Genomic DNA, 16,314 nt, shown 5'->3' with positions numbered 1-16,314 from the left:
GATGATGGCGAGAACCAGCTCACCTTTCGTGCGCTGTTTTTCACACGGCGACAGCACCCGGCCAGAGACCGGGCCGGGCGCTCCCAGCCTTCCACGGGTGAACTGGGGTTTCCCCTGGAATTCAGGCCGCTACCCCGAACGGGTTGTCATCGCGACACCTGTCGGGCCCGCGAAAGAAGCTCAGTGGTCGTGGTGATCGTGGTCGTGCTCGGGCGCGAACGGCTGGTAGATGTAGAACATCGTGACGGGCTCGTCACCGGCAACGGTCTCGTGATCGACACCGGGCGGCACGAACGCGTACGAACCCGCACTCGCCTCGACACCGCCGATGCTGACCGTGCCGTCGACGACCCACGTGTGCTGCGTCGCCGACGGGTGGTTGTGGCCGACGTCGCGCGCACCCGGTGCCATCTGGATGAGCCCGACGATGGTGTCGCCGTTGGGAGACTTCCACAGCAACTTGTTCAGCAGCCGTTCGTCGCCGTGCAGCGGGAACGACTTCAACTGGGCAAGGGCCTCGGCGGACAGGACGGTGACCTTGTCCTGCGGCGCGTCGCTCATGGGCACAGCCTTTCGGGAGCCGAACGGGCTTACGGCCGGTATATAGGCGACAAGGCCGCCCCCATTACTTCGCCGTGGCGCCGAAGTTGTTCGTCTCGTGCGTCACGTTGACCGCCGCCGAGTCGCCGAACATCAGGCTCTTGGAGATCTGGATCGTCACGATGAACTTGCCGACGTAGGCCGAGTGCTCCTTGCCGTCGAGGTTCTTCTCGACGTAGGCCTTGATGTCCTTCAGGTCGTCGCTCACCTCGAACGCGGGCTTGACCATGGTCTTGAGCGCCGCCATGTTCTGCTCGGTCGTCTTGCCCTGCCACGCCTTGAGGGTGATGGCGCTCAGCCCGTTGCCCGCGTCGGTCAGCGACGCGGTGCGGGAGATCGACTCGAACTCGCCGCCGAACAGGTTGCAGTCGAGGCTGGTCTGCTGCGTCGAGCCGATGGGCGCCTTGAACTCGCACTTGAAGCCACCGGCCTGCATCTTCGGCAGGGCCTGCTCCTTGGTGGTGTTGAAGCTGATCGGGTTGAGCACGTCCGAAGCCGTTTCGCCGCCCTTGACGACGAGGTGCATCGTGTCCTGCTGCTCCTTCATCGTGCCCCAGGTGAGCGTCTGACCGCTCGCCTGCACCACGGCCACGTCCTGCTCGGGCAGCAACGCCTTGAGCGCCTCGCCCCGCATCTTGCCTTCCTTGTCGGCGCCGTCGATCGCGGCGCGCACGACAGTTCCCTTGCCGTCGGCGAGGAACTTCATCCGGATGCTGGAGCCCGCCTTCTCCTCGCTGGGCGCCGGCACGGACTTCACGCACATGCGCAGGTCCACGTAGTCCATGGCGGCGCGGGAGCAGTCGAAGCCCGCCTTCGACAGCGTCTCCTGGATCTTGTCCGACTGGCCCGCGCTCTCCTTCCAGTCGCCGACGAGGACGTTCTTCGGCGTGTCCGCGGCCGACGACGAGGTCTCGGTCGGCTGGTTCTCGGCGGCGGGCTTGTTCTCCTGACCGGAACCGCCGCAGCCGGCGGCGAGCAGGGCGAGGGTGATCACGGCGAGCGAGATGCGCATGGAACGGCTTTCTGCAGCGGGCGAACAGGTCTGCGACCGTGCCATGTGGACTCGGCGCATCGATGAGAGGGAAATGGACTGGGTCTGGTTCCCTCAGACAACCGACTTCTTCGTTCGCGCGCCTGGCAACCGCGCACACATCACCGGTTCGAGTGGAGTGCGCGAAACGCAAAAGGCGAGTGCTCATTACGAGCACCCGCCTTGCGTTACGTGGAGCTGAGGGGAATCGAACCCCTGACCTTCTCGATGCGAACGAGACGCGCTACCAACTGTGCTACAGCCCCTTGCGGTGTTACGAGAGAACTATAGCAGTCAGCCGAGAGGCGTTTCACCACCCCCCACTACGCCCCGACAGCACCCCGGTACCGCAGCGACTCCAGTCCCTCTAACTCGACGAACACCGGGTCCTCGTCGTCGGAGTCGACCGGAATCGTGCCCGGACGCACCTGGTACTCGAAGCGCGGCAACGGCGGCAGCGCCGGCTTCTCGTCGACGATCTCGACCTGCGTGGTCTCGATCTCCTCGACGGCCGGAGCGGACGCGGGTGCCGGAATCTCGTCGGCCTGCTGCACCTGCGGGCCCGTCGCGCGGCGGCGGCGCACCTGCTGCAGGCGGGCGAGCCGGCGTGCGCGGATCTCCTCTTCGATCCGCACCTGCCGGCGCAGGTAGGTCAGGTAGCCCACGAGCAGGAGGTCGACTCCCGCGTGGCCGTACCAGAGCACCGGGTAGAACACGCCCGCCACGACGCCGGAAGCGATGGCGGCGAACAGCAGGAACGCGACGACTCGGCGCCGGAACGCGTACTTGGCCTGCGCCACCAGGGCGGCGGTCTCGGGGTCGTAGCCACCGCGGCCGCGCCGGAACGGGCGCTCGACGTACTCCTCCTCGTCGAAGTAGTCGTCGTCGATGTCGTGGATGTCGTCGTACTCGGCGTCTGGCATGGCTTCGTACTCCTCCCCCACGCTGCGCGCACTCTCCTGGCGCTTGCGGGCCATCATGGGGACGAGGACCACCAGCCATGCGACGACCAGCGCAACGATGATCAGCGAACTCGGCATTCCCCGTTCACCTCCCCCGGCCCAACGCGTGGTGCTGTCACCACGCTAGTCACAACAGTCACACCTGTGTCGGAGGCTCGCCGAACTCGGTGCGTACCAAAGTGTGGTGTATCACCCACTTTTGGGTGAAGCGATTAGAACAAATGGACGCAAACGTCAGGGAAGACGGGCCTCTCCGCGTGCGACCAAACGGCGCACTAGGCCATCCGGGACCTCTTCGGAGGTGAGCGCGAAGCAGAGGTGGTCGCGCCACTGGCCGGCCACATCCAGATAACGCTTGAAGAGGCCTTCCTCGCGGTAGCCGGATTTCGCGAGCACGCGAAGTGAGGCGGCGTTCTCGGGACGGACCGTTGCTTCGAGCCGGTGCAGACCAGCGTCGCGGAAAGCGTGATCCGTGAGCAACGCCACGGCCGCCGTTGCGACGCCACCGCCCGCCCGATCAGCGGCTACCCAGTAGCCGATCCAGGCCGAGAGCAGCGAGCCGCGCACGATGTTGCCGACGGTGATCTGGCCGGCGACCTCGCCGTTCACCAGGATCATGAACGGCAGCGTGGAGCCTCGCCGGGCCATCGCGCGCAGCGACGACCACTGGGCGGGCCAGGAGAGCGTCGCGTTGCGCTCCTCCCAGCCCTCGGGGGCCGTGGGCTCCCATTGTTCGAGGTAGTCGCGGTCACGGATGCGCTGGCGCGACCACTTCGAGCCGTCGAAGAGCCGGGGACCGCGCAGCTCGACGGTTCCCGCGCGCACCTGGAGAGGCCCCAGCCGGGCGGGCCAGCCGGGGTGCCTGCCGAGATCCGCGAAAACGCTCATCCACGCTGCGCCAGGAAACTGACCAGCACCTCTTCGCCGACCGAGACCTCCGTGACGTCCTCGTCGACCATGATCAGGCAGTTGGCCTCGGCCAGTGACGCGAGCAGGTGCGCGCCGGACGTGCCGAGGGGCTGCACCAGGTACTCGCCGTTGTCCGCGTCGCGCAGCAGCTGGCCGCGCAGGAACCCGCGGCGGCCCTTCGTCGACTGCAGCGGCGACAGCAGCCGGGCGCTCACGGCCCGGCGGTACGGGTTCTTCTTGCCCAGTGCGGCCCTGATCAGCGGCCTGACCAGCACCTCGAACACGACCAGGGCGCTCATCGGGTTCGCCGGCAGCAGGAACGTCGGCACGGCGTCCGGGCCGAGCCGCCCGAAGCCCTGCGCGGAACCGGGGTGCATGGCGATGCGGGTGACGTCCATGTCGCCGAGGTCGGCCAGCGCGGCCTTGACCTCGTCGCCGATCGCGCCGCCCACGCCACCGGCGATGACGACGATCTCGGAGAGCAGCAGCCGGCCTTCGACGACCTCCCGCAGCCGGCGCGGGTCGGCCGACATGATGCCGACCCGGCTGACCTCGGCGCCCGCGTCCCGTGCCGCGGCGGACAGCGCGTACGAGTTGACGTCGTAGACCTGGCCCTGGCCGGGCGTGCGGTCGACGTCGACGAGCTCCTCGCCGAGCGAGATCACGGAGACTCGCGGGCGCGGGTGGACGAGCACCTTGTTGCGGCCGACAGCGGCCAGCAGACCCACCTGAGCAGCGCCGATGGACGCGCCACGACGCACGGCGACGTCGCCGGTCTGCACGTCCTCGCCGGTGCGGCGGACGAACCCGGCGGACGGCACGCTGCGGTTGACCGTCACCTTGGCGTGGTGGCCGTCGGTGTAGCCGATCGGCACGACCGCGTCGGCCAGCGTGGGCAGCGGCGCGCCGGTCGCGACCCGCACGGCCTGGCCGGGCTGCAGGCGGCGCGGCTGCCGGGAGCCGGCCGGGATCTCGCCCACGACCGGCAGCTGCACGGGGCTCGCGTTCGCGCCGGACACGTCGACGCTGCGCACCGCGTAACCGTCCACGGCGGCCTGGTCGAAGCCGGGCAACGCGCGTTCCGCCACGACCTCCTCGGCGCAGAGCAGGCCCTGCGACTCCGAGATCGCCACCCGCACGGGTGCGGGCCGCACCGCGGCCGCGATCACCCGAGCGAGCTGCTCGTCCACTGACCTCATGTGATTGGTCCTAGCGCTCAGGAGTTGTCGAGGCGTTCCCGCAACCACTCGCGCAGATCGGGTCCGTACTCCGGGGTCTTGAGTGCGAAGTCAACCGCAGCCCGCAGGAATCCGGCGGGATTGCCGAGATCGTGTCGCTCGCCGCGGTGGACGACGACGTGCACGGGGTGACCCTCCGCGATCAGCAGCGCGATGGCGTCGGTGAGCTGCAGCTCACCGCCCGCACCAGGGGTGATGCGCTTGAGGGCGTCGAAGATGGCCCGGTCGAGCAGGTAGCGCCCGGCGGCGGCGAACGTCGACGGCGCGTCCTCCGGCTTGGGCTTCTCGACCATGCCGACGACCTGCTTCACGTCGTCGTTGCCGGTGTCGCGGACGTCGAACACGCCGTACGCGGAGATCTGCTCGCGCGGGATGTCGAACGCCAGCAGGACGCTGCCGCCCTTCTCCTCGCGGACCTTCGCCATCTTCTTGAGGGCGTCGGTGGGCAGGATGATGTCGTCCGGCAGCAGCACCGCGACGGCCTCGTCGTCGCCGGTCAGGTTGCCTTCAGCGCAACCGACGGCGTGCCCGAGGCCCAGCGCCTGCTCCTGGATGGCGGTCTCGGCCTTGATCAGCTTCGGGGCGCGCTGGATCTTCTCGACCAGGTCGTTCTTGCCCTTGTCGGTCAGCGACTGCTCGAGCTCGGGGCTCTCGTCGAAGTAGTTCGCGACCGACGCCTTGGTCGGCGAGGTCACGATGACCAGCTTCGTCGCGCCTGCCTCGGCGGCTTCCCTGGCCACGTACTCGATGGCCGGGGTGTCGACCAGCGGCAGCAACTCCTTCGGCACGGCCTTGGTCGTGGGGAGGAAACGGGTGCCCAAGCCGGCCGCGGGCACGATAGCGGTGTGGAAGGCGCTGCTCATGGGCAGCGATGCTAACGACATACCGGGAGTTACCCACCATGACGTCCGATCTTCGTGATCGTAAGGCCACGCTGCGTTCACGACTGCTGGCCGCGCGGCGCGCGGTTTCCGCCGAGGACCGCGCCGTGGAGGCGGCGGCGCTGGCGGCGCACGTGGCCGCGCTCGACGTTCGTCCTGATCAGACGGTGTGCGCGTTCCTGCCGGTCGGATCGGAGCCCGGCGACGCGTCGTGGCTCGACGGGCTGCGCTGCCGGGTGCTGCTACCGATCGTGACGGGGGACGCGCCGCTCGACTGGGCCGTCCACACCGGGGCCCTCGCCCAGGCCGGTCTGGGACTGCTCGAACCGACCGGACCGCGGCTCGGGGCCTCGGCGATCGCTCGAGCGTCGCTGGTGCTGGTGCCCGCGCTGGCGGTGTCGGTGGCCGGGGTGCGGCTCGGGAAGGGCAAGGGGCACTACGACCGGTCGTTGCCGCTGGTCAAAGCCCCGCTGGTGGCTGTCGTGCGGGACGCGGAGGTGCTCGCCGAAGTGCCCGCGGAACCTCACGACGTGCTGATGAACGGCGTGTTGACCCCCTCGGTGGGCCTGCGGTGGCTGTGACTTTGACCTGGGGTGTTTGCGCTCCGGGAAGGGTCTGAGCGAAAATCGTGTTGGCACTCACAAAGGTCGAGTGCCAGATCTAGGAGCGAACCCAGTGCCTACGTACCAGTACGCCTGCACCGCGTGTGAGCACCGGTTCGAGGCTGTGCAGTCGTTCAGCGACGCCTCCCTCACCGAGTGCCCCGAGTGCTCGGGCAAGCTGCGCAAGCTCTTCGGCGCCGTCGGTGTCGTCTTCAAGGGCAGCGGTTTCTACCGCACGGACAGCCGGTCGTCGTCCAAGAGCACGGCGTCGACCACGTCGTCCACGCCCGCGGCGTCGGACACGAAGTCGTCGGAGAAGAAGTCGTCCTCCTCGGACTCGAAGTCTTCGGCGAGCGCGCCGGCGGCAGCCGCGTCCTGAAGATCGCGAGTTGTCCACAACTTGCGACTGAGCCCCTTTGACCTGCCCTCGACGGCCCTACCGTCGAGGGCATGAGTCTTTCCAGCACTCCGTTCGACCGGGTCCGCGTTCTGCTCCGCCGTCGTCCTTCTGTTGCGTGGCGCCGGTTTCTGGCTCTCGGCCTGGTTCTGCTAGCCGGGATCGGAGCCTTCTGGCCCGACGTGGGGCATCCGGCCGTGGTCGCCGCACGTGATCTGCCGGCCGGCGTCGCGCTGTCGGCGTCCGACGTCCGGCTGGTGTCTTTTCCGGCCCCTGTCACGGGTTCCTTCTCCGCCGCGGACCTGGTCGTGGGCAGAACCCTGAGCAGCGCGGCACGTTCCGGCGTCCCGCTGACGGACTTCGATCTCGCGTCAGCTTCCGACGACCTGGTTTCCGTCGCCGTGCGGGTGGCTGACCAGGGCCTGGCCGGTGTGGTGCGGATGGGCGACCGGGTCGACGTGGTGTCGCCGGCGGCCGAAGTGCTGGCGGAGAACGCATCCGTGCGTGAGACACGAGGACAAGTCGTTGTGCTCACGTTGCCGAGACTTAATGCAACTCGCGTGGCCGCGATGTCACTGGATCATTCGCTAGCCGTTACTCTCCGCTGATGCTGAAGGGTTTCAAGGACTTTTTGATGCGCGGAAACGTCGTCGACCTGGCTGTGGCCGTGGTCATCGGCACGGCGTTCACCGCGATCGTCACCGCGTTCACCACGAGCATCATCAAGCCGCTGATCAACACCATGGGCGGCGCCGAGACCAAGGGCCTCGGCTTCTCGATCAGGACCGGAACGCCGGAGCTCACCGAGAAGACGTTCATCGACCTCAGCACGCTGATCAACGCCGTCATCAACTTCGTGATCGTGGCGGCGGTCGTGTACTTCGTGCTGGTGCTGCCGATCAAGAAGATCCAGGAGCGCCGCAAGCGGGGTGAGGAGGCCGGTCCGTCCGAGCCCACCGAGGTCGAGGTGCTCAAGGAGATCCGCGACCTGCTCACGTCTCAGCAGAACCACCAGACCGTGGTGCAGTCGCAGGACGTGCGCGGCCCGAAGATCTGATCGAACGAGCAGGACAGGGCGCGCGTCGCTAGATGACGGCCCCGCGCGCCCTGTCCTGGCTCGGCGGGTGCAGCCGCCACTTCGGGTCCAGGTCGTTCAGGCAGAGCTCGCCGTCCCGAGCCGCCGCGAGAGCGTGGTGCCCGACGCGGTGGCTGGGCGAGATCTGCTCCTGGCCGGTGCCCTCGATCCACCGCACCAGGTAGTTGCTCGTGTGCCGCAGGACCGCGCGCCAGATCGAGCTCGTCAGCGCGATCATCCGCGGATCCATGTCCGGCCACACCACGGCGAGGAACATCCCGCTGGCGAGGACGCCGTCCGTGCACAGGCTTCTGCGCCACTGCACGACTTTGCCCGCCTGCGGAGAGCGCACCGCGAGACCGCTGAACCGGGGCTGCGGCAGTCGCGGATGAATCGCCGGATCCCACAGCAACGCCCGCTGTGAGACGTCCAGCACCGAATCGCGCACCGGTGGCTTGGACGTCGTCTGACCGCGCCACTCCCCGTGCGCGTCGATGATCCGCACACCAGGGCAGGCCTCGAAGATGGCCGCCTGCAGCGCTGCCTCGTCCTCCGGCAGCAGCAGGATCGTTGCTGACTGAGCCTTGCGCTTCGGCTTGGGGTTCGGGGTCCACGCCCTGCGCATGACGGCTCCCTATCCGCCGTGGTGCGGCGGCCGGTTCTCGCGGTACCAAGCTTCGCGGTCGCCCTCGGGGGTTCCACCCCGCTCGTCCGACGTCGTCTCCGGGAGCACGTCGCCGAACACCTCCGCCAACCGGCGACGGCGCTTCAGAGCAGCGTCGTCGTCGGCCGGCTCGGGCGAATCACTCTTCGTCAAGACCACTCAACTGCTCGATGACGTAGGGCACCAACGCCGACAGCGTCGCCATGCCGTCGCGAACGGCGGACCGGGAGCCCGCGAGGTTCACGACCAGCGTGCTGCCGGAGACGCCCACGAGGCCGCGCGAGATGCCCGCGTCGACCGCGCCCGCGGCGAGACCGGAGGCGCGGAGGGCCTCGGCGATGCCGTGGATCGGACGGTCGAGCACGCCCTGCGTGGCGTCGGGGGTGACGTCGCGCGGGGACACGCCGGTTCCACCGACGGTGACCACGAGGTCGACGCCACCGATGACGGCCGTGTTGAGCGCGGCCCGGATGTCGACCACCTCACCCTCGACCGCGACGGTGCCGTCGACGATGAAGCCCGCTTCTTCGAGCAGTTCGGTGACGAGGGGACCGGAGTTGTCGTCCTGCTCGCCGTGCGCCACCCGGTCGTCCACGATCACGACCAAAGCGCGGCCAAGGCGCTGCGCGCTGCGTTCCATACCGATCACCGTAGCGGGAGTCGGACTTCGAAGCGGCAGCCAGGACCGTGGTTCTGGACGCCGATGCGTCCGTCGTGCGCGTCGACCAGGCCCCGCGCGATCGCGAGCCCCAGTCCGGCGCCGGACGGATTGCGTGCCGGAGAACCGCGGAACCCCACGTCGAACACGTGTGGCAGCACGTCAGCGGGTATGCCACCGCACGCGTCGTCCACCCGCACCACCGCTTCGGCACCGTCCACATCGACCTGGACGGCCACCGTGCCGCCCTCCGGTGTGTGGCGGATGGCGTTCGACACAAGGTTGCGCACGACACGCATCAGTTCCGGATCTGACCCGCGCACGACCGGCCACTCGCGAGCGTCCGCGCGCAACTCCACACCCCGAAGCTGAGCCACCGGCCGCGACGCCGCCACCACGTCGCTGACCACATCGGCCAGCGCCACGTCGTGCAGCGCCAGCTTCAACGCTCCCGCGGTGATCCGCGACAGCTCGAACAGGTCGTCCACCAGCTTCGACAGGTGGTCGGCCTCCTGCGCGATCTGCTTCGCGTAGACGGCCACCTCACCCGGCTCGGAGACGACCCCGTCCTCCAGCGCCTCGGTCATCGCCCGGATGCCGGCCAGCGGCGTCCGCAGGTCGTGACTGATCCACGCCACCAGCTGCCGCCGCGCCGCCTCGGCCTCGCGCTCCCACATGGTCCGCCGCGCGATCGCCCGGCCCAGCATGATCGAGAACGGCACCGTGACCACCGCGACCACCGCGCACGCCGTGATCGCGGCGTTGAGCATCGGCGTGAACATGAACCCGCCGACCACGAGCACGCCGCCGATGGTCGCGATCACCGGCACGATCACCATGACGGTCATCACGGTGGTCAGCGACACCCGGCTGAGCCGGTCGAAGATCTTCACAGCGAACTTCTGTCGTACCGGTAGCCCACGCCCCACACGGTGCTGAGCCGCCGCGGCTTCGCGGGATCCTTCTCGATCTTCTCCCGCAACCGTCGCACGTGGACGGTCACGGTCGACTGGTCGCCGAACTGCCAGCCCCACACCCGTTCCAGCAGCTCCGCGCGCCCGAACGCCTTGCCCGCGTTGCCGATGAAGAACGCCAGCAGGTCGAACTCACGGGTCGTCAGCTGCAACGGCATGCCGTCCAGCGTCGCGGTGTGCGCGGCCACGTCCAGTTCGAGGTCACCGTCGCGCACCACCCGCGGCTCGTAGGACCGGCTGGCCCGGCGCAGCACCGACGACACCCGCAACGCCAGCTCACGCGGGCTGAACGGCTTGGTGACGTAGTCGTCCGCGCCGATCTGCAGTCCGGCGATGCGGTCCTCCTCCTCGCCCAGCGCCGTCAGCATCACCACCGGCGTGCTGCCGCGCTGCCGGATCCGCCGGCACACCTCGATCCCGTCGATCCCGGGCAGCATCAGGTCCAGCACGACGATGTCCGGCTCGTGCGCGGCCATCAGCTTCAGCGCCGTCTCCCCGTCGCCGGCGAGCTCTACCTCGTACCCGGCGTGTTCGAGGTAGCGGCGCACCACGTCCCGCACCGTCGTGTCGTCGTCGACGACCAACACCCGTTCCACCACGTCACCACGCTAAGCCACGACAGCCCGCCCGGCTCAGATCCGTAATAAAACGAAAAGAGACCGGCCCTGCGCGCGGGGCAGGTGCGCACAGGGCCGGTCTCCGGGTTGTCACGCACGGCTCTGGCGGGCGGCGGATGCCAGAGCCGTGCGTCTCCCCCCGACCTATCCCACCTCGACACCGTCGAGGGTGGCTTCCACGGTCCTGTTGTCGGACAACGTGATCGTGACCTTGTCGCCGGGCGCCTTGGACCGCACCGCGGCCACCAGCGTGTCCGACTCGTCGATCCGCCGGTCGCCGAACTTGGTGATCACGTCACCGGCCTTCAGCCCGGCCTTCTCAGCCGCGCCACCAGGCGTGATCTCGGAGATCTTGGCGCCCTGCTCGGTCGACTCGACCTTCACGCCGAGCACGGTCTGCTTGGCCTTGCCGGACTTCACGATCTCGTCGACCGTGCGGCGGGCCTGGTCCATCGGGATCGCGAAGCCGATGCCGACGGAACCGGCCTGGCCCTGTCCCTGGCTGGGGCTGTAGATCGCCGAGTTGATGCCGATGACCTGGCCCTGCATGTTCACCAGCGGCCCACCCGAGTTGCCGGGGTTGATCGCCGCGTCGGTCTGGATGGCGTTCAGCACGGTGGCCTGCGAGTTGCGGCTCTCACCGCCGGCCGAGACCGGGCGGTCGAGCGAGGACACGATGCCGGACGTGACGGTGCCGGACAGGTCGAACGGCGAGCCGATCGCCACGACGCCCTGACCGATCTTCATGTCGCCGGAGTTGCCCAACGTGACGACGGGCAGGTTGGAGACACCGTCGGCCTGGATGACGGCGATGTCCGAGCTCGGGTCGCGGCCCAGGATCTTGGCGCTGGCGGACTTGCCGTCCTGGAAGACGACCTGGAGCGTGCCTCCGGTGGCGGCACCTTCGACGACGTGGTTGTTCGTCACGATCTGGCCGTTGCTGGAGATGATGAAGCCCGAGCCCTCGCCGGAGCCGGCCCGCGACTCGAACTTGATCTGCACGACGGACGGCAGCAGCTTGTTCGCGACCTCCTCGACCGAGCCCGCCGGGACGTTGCTGGTCTGCGAGGCCGGGCGCGGCGTGTCGAGCGAGCTGACGGACGACGACTCGTTCGCGAAGGTGTAGCCCAGGTAGCCGCCCAGACCGCCGGAGAGGCCTCCGACGAGCAGCACGAGGGCCGCGACACCCGCCACGACCTTGCCTCGGCCCTTGGGGCGCGCAGGGACGGGCGGAGGCTGATAGCCGGGCGGGAGGTAGTACTGGCCCGCGGTAGGAGGACCGGCGGGCGGTTCAGCACCGAACTGGGCGGTGGTGGACCCCAGGCCGAGGGGGTGACCGGGGGGAAGTTGGCCGGACCCGGATGGAGGTAGCTGCTGGCCGGGTCCGGACCCGCCGAGCTGCGCCTGGCCCGCGTCAGGTGCGTGCACCTGCGGCTGGGCCGAAGAATGGGAAGCGGGCACGTCGCCCAGGCCCGCACCAGGTGAGGAGACCTGCGGCTGGGCCGGAGCGAAGGAGGCGGGCACGTCACCCAAGCCCGCCGGGGTCCCGTGAGCCCCAGCCTGGCCGGATCCCCCCTGCAAAGGATCCGGCTGGCCGGGTTCCGGCTGCGACGGGCCCTGCTCCCGCGCGCCGGAGTCGCTCTGACCGGCGGTCGGCGGCACGGAGTGGGGCTGGTCCGGCTGCTGCGCTGGCTGGTTGCTCTCGGTCATGGCCATAGTCTCTCGGCCCGTCCTGAGAGAACCCTTAGACCAGCCTTGGAGGTCTGTGAGGAGTTCTGCCGAGCGGTTCAGACCGTCCGGAGGCGCTCGGCGATCTGTTCCGGCGTCACGTCGTTGATCCACACGGCTTCACCCGACTCGGAGCCCGCGAGGTACTTCAGCTTGTCCGCGGTCCGCAGCACCGAGAACACCTGCAGGTGCAGCCACAGCTCGTCACGACCGACGTTCACCGGCGCCTGGTGCCACGCCGCGATGTAGGGCAACGGCCGGTTGTACAAGGCATCCAGCCGGTGCAACACCTTCAGGTACAACGACGCGAAGTCGTCACGCTCCACAGTGGACAGACCAGCGAGGTCCGCGACCTGGCGACGCGGCGCCAGCACGACCTCGACGGGCCAGCGCGCGGCGGCCGGCACGAACGCCACCCAGTGCGGAGACTCCTCCACCACACGCGCGCCCGCGCGCAGCTCGGCCTCCAGCACATCACCGAACAACGGACGCCCGTGCGCCGCGTAGTACTCCAACGCGGCTTCCAGCATCCGTTCGGTACGAGGCGTCACGAACGGGTACGCGTAGATCTGCCCGTGCGGGTGCGAGAGCGTCACACCGATCTCTTCACCGCGGTTCTCGAACGGGAAGACCTGCTCGACACCGGGCAACGACGACAGGTACTCGACCCGGTCGGCCCACGCGTCCACCACAGTCCGCACGCGCGACGGCGAGAGCTCGCCGAACGACTTGTTGTGGTCGGAGGTGAAGCACACGACCTCACACCGCCCACGCCCCGGCGCGCGCACGAACAGCGACTCACCATCCACAGTGGACGGGACATCGGGAACGTTCTGCGCCAGCGAGGGAAACCGGTTCTCGAAGACGACGACGTCGTAGTCGGCCTCGGGAATCTCCGTGGGCCGGCCCGGCGTCGACGGGCACAACGGGCACAGGTCCGCCGGCGGCTTGTACGTCCGCGTCTGGCGATGAGCGGCGAGAGCCACCCACTCGCGGGTCAACGGGTCCAGCCGCACTTCGGACATCGGCTGCGTCGCGGGGAGGTCCCGCGTGTCCACCGCGACTCTCGGTGGCGCCTCAGCAGTGTCGTCGAAGTAGATGATCTCCCGGCCGTCCGCCAGCTTCCCCGCGGTACGCCTCACGCCAACTCCTCGCCACTTCCTGGTACATGTGCCAGAACCAACTCACCGACCTGCTCGGTGAGGGCCGCGCGTGCGTCGTCCGGCAGACCTTCGTCGGTCACCAGCACGTGCGCCTCGTCGAGGTCGGCGATCGTGGAAATGCCCACGGTGCCCCACTTCGTGTGGTCCGCGACCACGACCACCCGCCCGGCGGCGTCGACGAGCGCGCGGTCCGTTTCACTCTCGTTGAGGTTCGGGGTGGTGAAGCCGGAGCGCTCGGCCATGCCGTGCACGCCCAGGAACACCACGTCCAGGTGCAGCGACCGCAACGCCTGCACGGCCACGGGACCCACCAGCGCGTCGGACGGCGTGCGCACGCCACCGGTCAGCACCACCGTGCGGTCGGTGCGCCCGCTCTGCTGCAGCACGTCCGCCACGCGGATCGAGTTCGTCACGACGGTCAGGTCCGGGATGTCGTCCAGGAACCGGGCCAGCGTCCACGTCGTCGTGCCCGCGGACAGCCCGATGGCCGTCCCGGGACGCACGAGTCCGGCCGCCAGCGCCGCGATCGCTTCCTTCTCGGGCAGCTGCCGCACCGACTTGGCCTCGAACCCGGGCTCGTCGGTCGAGCGTCCGACGACGGACGTCGCGCCGCCGTAGACCTTCTCCACCAGTCCGCGCGAGGCGAGCACGTCGAGGTCGCGGCGCACGGTCATGTCGGAGACGCCGAGCCGGACGACCAGGTCGCTCACGCGCACCGCGCCAGTCCGCTTGACCTCTTCCAGGATCACCGCTTGCCGTTGACGTGCCAGCACCTCACACCTCTTCCCTGAGGACGACGACGTCCCCGGCTCGCACGGTGAGGCGTCCGGAGACCTGCGCGCCGGACAACACGTCGACACCGGACGCCTCGATCTGCGCGTCGGTGTCGGTGTGGTTGACGGCGAAGAGCCACGATACGTCGCCCTTCCGCCTCACCAGCTCGATCCCGGCAGGCGACACCGTCACGCCCGCACCGGAAAGCGCGTTTTCCACCGTTCGGCGGAGACCGCTCCCATCAAGATCGCACGCCACGTACCACGCGACACCGTTGCCAAATGCGTTTCGTGTCACCGCGGGCACGCCGGGCAACGGCCCGTCGACATAAGAGGCAACGATGTCAGCGGTCCTGACGTGCAGGTGTTCCGTCCACAGCGAGGCTGTTGAGCCGTCGGTCAACGACGCGGCTTCGCCTTGCCGCAGCGGGAAGAACTCCTCCGACCACACGCCCAGCACGTCGCGGAACGCGCCGGGGTAGCCACCCAGTCGAACCCGGAGATGTTCGTCGGCAACTCCGGACAAGTACGTGACCACGACATGACCGCCGCCTGCCACGTAGTCGGCGACCACAGCGGCGTGCGCGTCGGACACCGCGTGGAACGCCGGCACGACGACCATCGAGTACGCCGAGAGGTTCGCACCCGGCGCCACGAAGTCGACCGTCACCCCGGCTTCCCAGAGCGCCTGGTAGTAGCCGAAGACGTGCTTGAAGTAGTCGAAGTCCGCGGTCGGGTTCGCGCTCTGCCCCAACGCCCACTGCGACTGCCAGTCGAAGAGGACCGCGACGGAAGCGTCCACTGTGGATCCGGCAACATCGGGCAACTGCCCGAGCTCGGCACCGACCTGGCACACCTCGCGGTACACCTTCGTGTCGGTTCCGGCGTGCGGCACCATCGCCGAGTGGTAGCGCTCGCTGCCACCGCGCGACTGCCGCCACTGGAAGAACAGGGCTCCGTCCGCGCCTCGGGCGATGTGCTGGAACGAGTGCCGCCGCATCTCACCGGGCAGCTTCGCGATGTTGCGCGGCTGCCAGTTCACCGCGGACGTCGAGTGCTCCATCAGCAACCACGGCTTGCCGCCCGCGAGGCCGCGCACCAGGTCCGCGGACATCGCGAGCTCCACGTGCCGGTCGGGCGACTGGGACTCGGTGTAGTGGTCGTTGGAGACGAAGTCGACCTCGCGCGCCCACTTCCAGTAGTCCAGCGCGCCGAAGGTCCAGTTGACCATGAAGTTGGTGGTGACCGGCACGTCCGGCGTGATCATCTTCAGCACGTCGCGCTCGGCCTTGTAGAGCTCCAGGATCGCGTCGTTCTGGAACCGGTCGTAGTCGAGCACGTGGCCCGGGTTCGAGAACGTCGGCGTCACGCGCGGCGGCAGGATCTGCGACCAGTCCGTGTAGCCCTGGCTCCAGAACGCCGTCGACCACGCATCGTTCAGCTGATCGAGCGTGTACCGCGATGACAACCAGTCACGGAACGAGGCCGCGCACGTGTCGCAGTAGCAGCGCCTCACGTGGCACGCGTACTCGTTGCCGACGTGCCAGGCGGCCAGCGCGGGGTGGTCGCGGTAGTGCGAGGCCATTTCGGCGGCGAGCGCAGTTGCACGGTCGCGGTAGATGGGCGATGACGGGCAGTACGCCTGCCGCGAGCCGTGTGATAACCGCACACCGTCCGCGCGCACGGGCAGCATCTCGGGGTACTCGGTGGTGAGCCACGGCGGGGGCGCGGCGGTGGCCGTCGCGAGGTCGACGCGGATGCCGCCGGCGTGCAGCAGGTCGAGCACCCGGTCGAGCCAGTCGAACCGGTACTCGCCCTTGCTGACCTCGATCTTCGCCCAGCTGAAGATCCCCACGCTGACCAGGTTCACCCCCGCCCCGCGCATGAGTTCGACGTCCTCGGCCCACACGTGCTCGGGCCACTGCTCGGGGTTGTAGTCAGCACCCCAGCCGAGTCCGGGCATGTCAGTTGGCCAAGTCGTCACGGCGGCAAGAGTGGACGACAAACACCCCAACGTCAACACAAGCAAACACAAGTTCACGT

Annotated in this window: 19 protein-coding genes and 1 tRNA gene; 4 read left to right on the top strand and 16 right to left on the bottom strand. The window is 68.8% G+C overall.

Features of this window, described 5'->3' with window-relative positions; all coding sequences use genetic code 11:
* Nucleotides 1-180: 180 nt before the first annotated feature.
* The 7 genes from ABZX92_RS22130 to ABZX92_RS22100 all read right to left on the bottom strand — a co-directional run bounded on the left by ABZX92_RS22130 (nucleotide 181) and on the right by ABZX92_RS22100 (nucleotide 5,602).
* Nucleotides 181-561, bottom strand: coding sequence for a cupin domain-containing protein (locus ABZX92_RS22130; protein ID WP_355562334.1), 381 nt, complete (start codon nucleotides 559-561; stop codon nucleotides 181-183).
* 64 nt (nucleotides 562-625) lie between these two features.
* Complete coding sequence (locus tag ABZX92_RS22125) at nucleotides 626-1,612, bottom strand: hypothetical protein (RefSeq protein WP_355562331.1); 987 nt, start codon at nucleotides 1,610-1,612, stop codon at nucleotides 626-628.
* 211 nt (nucleotides 1,613-1,823) lie between these two features.
* Nucleotides 1,824-1,896 (bottom strand) — tRNA-Ala (locus ABZX92_RS22120).
* Between the two features lie 57 nt (nucleotides 1,897-1,953).
* A complete protein-coding gene (glpR, locus tag ABZX92_RS22115; protein WP_355562328.1) occupies nucleotides 1,954-2,670 on the bottom strand; it encodes a gephyrin-like molybdotransferase receptor GlpR in 717 nt (238 codons plus the stop codon).
* A gap of 156 nt (nucleotides 2,671-2,826) precedes the next feature.
* Nucleotides 2,827-3,480 carry a GNAT family protein gene (locus ABZX92_RS22110; RefSeq protein WP_355562325.1) on the bottom strand — a complete coding sequence of 218 codons (654 nt, stop codon included), beginning with the start codon at nucleotides 3,478-3,480 and terminating at the stop codon, nucleotides 2,827-2,829.
* Nucleotides 3,477-4,700: a gephyrin-like molybdotransferase Glp gene (gene glp, locus ABZX92_RS22105; protein ID WP_355562322.1), complete on the bottom strand. Its 1,224-nt coding sequence runs from the start codon at nucleotides 4,698-4,700 to the stop codon at nucleotides 3,477-3,479. The genes ABZX92_RS22110 and glp overlap by 4 nt, the downstream gene beginning before the upstream one ends.
* Nucleotides 4,701-4,717: 17 nt before the next feature.
* Nucleotides 4,718-5,602, bottom strand: coding sequence for a UTP--glucose-1-phosphate uridylyltransferase (locus tag ABZX92_RS22100; RefSeq protein ID WP_355562320.1), 885 nt, complete (start codon nucleotides 5,600-5,602; stop codon nucleotides 4,718-4,720).
* 38 nt (nucleotides 5,603-5,640) lie between these two features.
* Here ABZX92_RS22100 and ABZX92_RS22095 point away from each other — a divergent pair, with 38 nt between their 5' ends.
* The 4 genes from ABZX92_RS22095 (at nucleotide 5,641) to mscL (ending at nucleotide 7,676) form a co-directional block, all read left to right on the top strand.
* Nucleotides 5,641-6,201, top strand: coding sequence for a 5-formyltetrahydrofolate cyclo-ligase (locus ABZX92_RS22095; protein WP_355562317.1), 561 nt, complete (start codon nucleotides 5,641-5,643; stop codon nucleotides 6,199-6,201).
* Nucleotides 6,202-6,295: 94 nt separating this feature from the next.
* Nucleotides 6,296-6,601 (top strand): FmdB family zinc ribbon protein, encoded by a 306-nt coding sequence (locus ABZX92_RS22090; RefSeq protein WP_355562315.1) that lies wholly within the window; start codon nucleotides 6,296-6,298, stop codon nucleotides 6,599-6,601.
* Between the two features lie 71 nt (nucleotides 6,602-6,672).
* Nucleotides 6,673-7,227, top strand: a complete 555-nt coding sequence (locus tag ABZX92_RS22085) for an SAF domain-containing protein (protein WP_355562312.1) — start codon at nucleotides 6,673-6,675, stop codon at nucleotides 7,225-7,227.
* Entirely contained in the window at nucleotides 7,227-7,676 is a 450-nt protein-coding gene (gene mscL, locus ABZX92_RS22080; protein WP_355562310.1) for a large-conductance mechanosensitive channel protein MscL, read from the top strand. Before ABZX92_RS22085 ends, mscL begins: the two co-directional genes overlap by 1 nt.
* 28 nt (nucleotides 7,677-7,704) lie before the next feature.
* Here mscL and ABZX92_RS22075 read toward each other — a convergent pair whose 3' ends face one another.
* The 9 genes from ABZX92_RS22075 to ABZX92_RS22035 all read right to left on the bottom strand — a co-directional run bounded on the left by ABZX92_RS22075 (nucleotide 7,705) and on the right by ABZX92_RS22035 (nucleotide 16,255).
* Nucleotides 7,705-8,319, bottom strand: coding sequence for a hypothetical protein (locus ABZX92_RS22075; RefSeq protein ID WP_355562307.1), 615 nt, complete (start codon nucleotides 8,317-8,319; stop codon nucleotides 7,705-7,707).
* A gap of 9 nt (nucleotides 8,320-8,328) precedes the next feature.
* The gene (locus ABZX92_RS22070) at nucleotides 8,329-8,511 is read right to left on the bottom strand and encodes a hypothetical protein (RefSeq protein ID WP_355562377.1); all 183 of its coding nucleotides are present in this window, start codon (nucleotides 8,509-8,511) and stop codon (nucleotides 8,329-8,331) included.
* Nucleotides 8,498-8,998 (bottom strand): molybdenum cofactor biosynthesis protein B, encoded by a 501-nt coding sequence (locus tag ABZX92_RS22065; protein WP_045311897.1) that lies wholly within the window; start codon nucleotides 8,996-8,998, stop codon nucleotides 8,498-8,500. The genes ABZX92_RS22070 and ABZX92_RS22065 overlap by 14 nt, the downstream gene beginning before the upstream one ends.
* A 5-nt stretch (nucleotides 8,999-9,003) precedes the next feature.
* A complete protein-coding gene (locus ABZX92_RS22060) occupies nucleotides 9,004-9,864 on the bottom strand; it encodes a HAMP domain-containing sensor histidine kinase (protein WP_355562374.1) in 861 nt (286 codons plus the stop codon).
* Between the two features lie 41 nt (nucleotides 9,865-9,905).
* Nucleotides 9,906-10,586, bottom strand: a complete 681-nt coding sequence (locus tag ABZX92_RS22055) for a response regulator transcription factor (RefSeq protein WP_355562304.1) — start codon at nucleotides 10,584-10,586, stop codon at nucleotides 9,906-9,908.
* Between the two features lie 165 nt (nucleotides 10,587-10,751).
* Entirely contained in the window at nucleotides 10,752-12,317 is a 1,566-nt protein-coding gene (locus ABZX92_RS22050) for a trypsin-like peptidase domain-containing protein (protein WP_355562301.1), read from the bottom strand.
* Between the two features lie 77 nt (nucleotides 12,318-12,394).
* On the bottom strand, nucleotides 12,395-13,477 hold the full coding sequence (gene galT / locus ABZX92_RS22045; protein ID WP_355562298.1) for a galactose-1-phosphate uridylyltransferase: 1,083 nt from the start codon (nucleotides 13,475-13,477) through the stop codon (nucleotides 12,395-12,397).
* A complete protein-coding gene (locus ABZX92_RS22040; RefSeq protein ID WP_355562295.1) occupies nucleotides 13,474-14,271 on the bottom strand; it encodes a DeoR/GlpR family DNA-binding transcription regulator in 798 nt (265 codons plus the stop codon). Before ABZX92_RS22040 ends, galT begins: the two co-directional genes overlap by 4 nt.
* 1 nt (nucleotide 14,272) lies before the next feature.
* Nucleotides 14,273-16,255: a beta-galactosidase gene (locus ABZX92_RS22035; RefSeq protein WP_355562293.1), complete on the bottom strand. Its 1,983-nt coding sequence runs from the start codon at nucleotides 16,253-16,255 to the stop codon at nucleotides 14,273-14,275.
* Nucleotides 16,256-16,314: the final 59 nt, after the last annotated feature.

Origin of the sequence: Lentzea sp. NPDC006480, from assembly GCF_040611995.1 — a bacterium.
Classification (GTDB): domain Bacteria; phylum Actinomycetota; class Actinomycetes; order Mycobacteriales; family Pseudonocardiaceae; genus Lentzea.
This window is presented reverse-complemented; position numbering and strand designations above follow the sequence as displayed.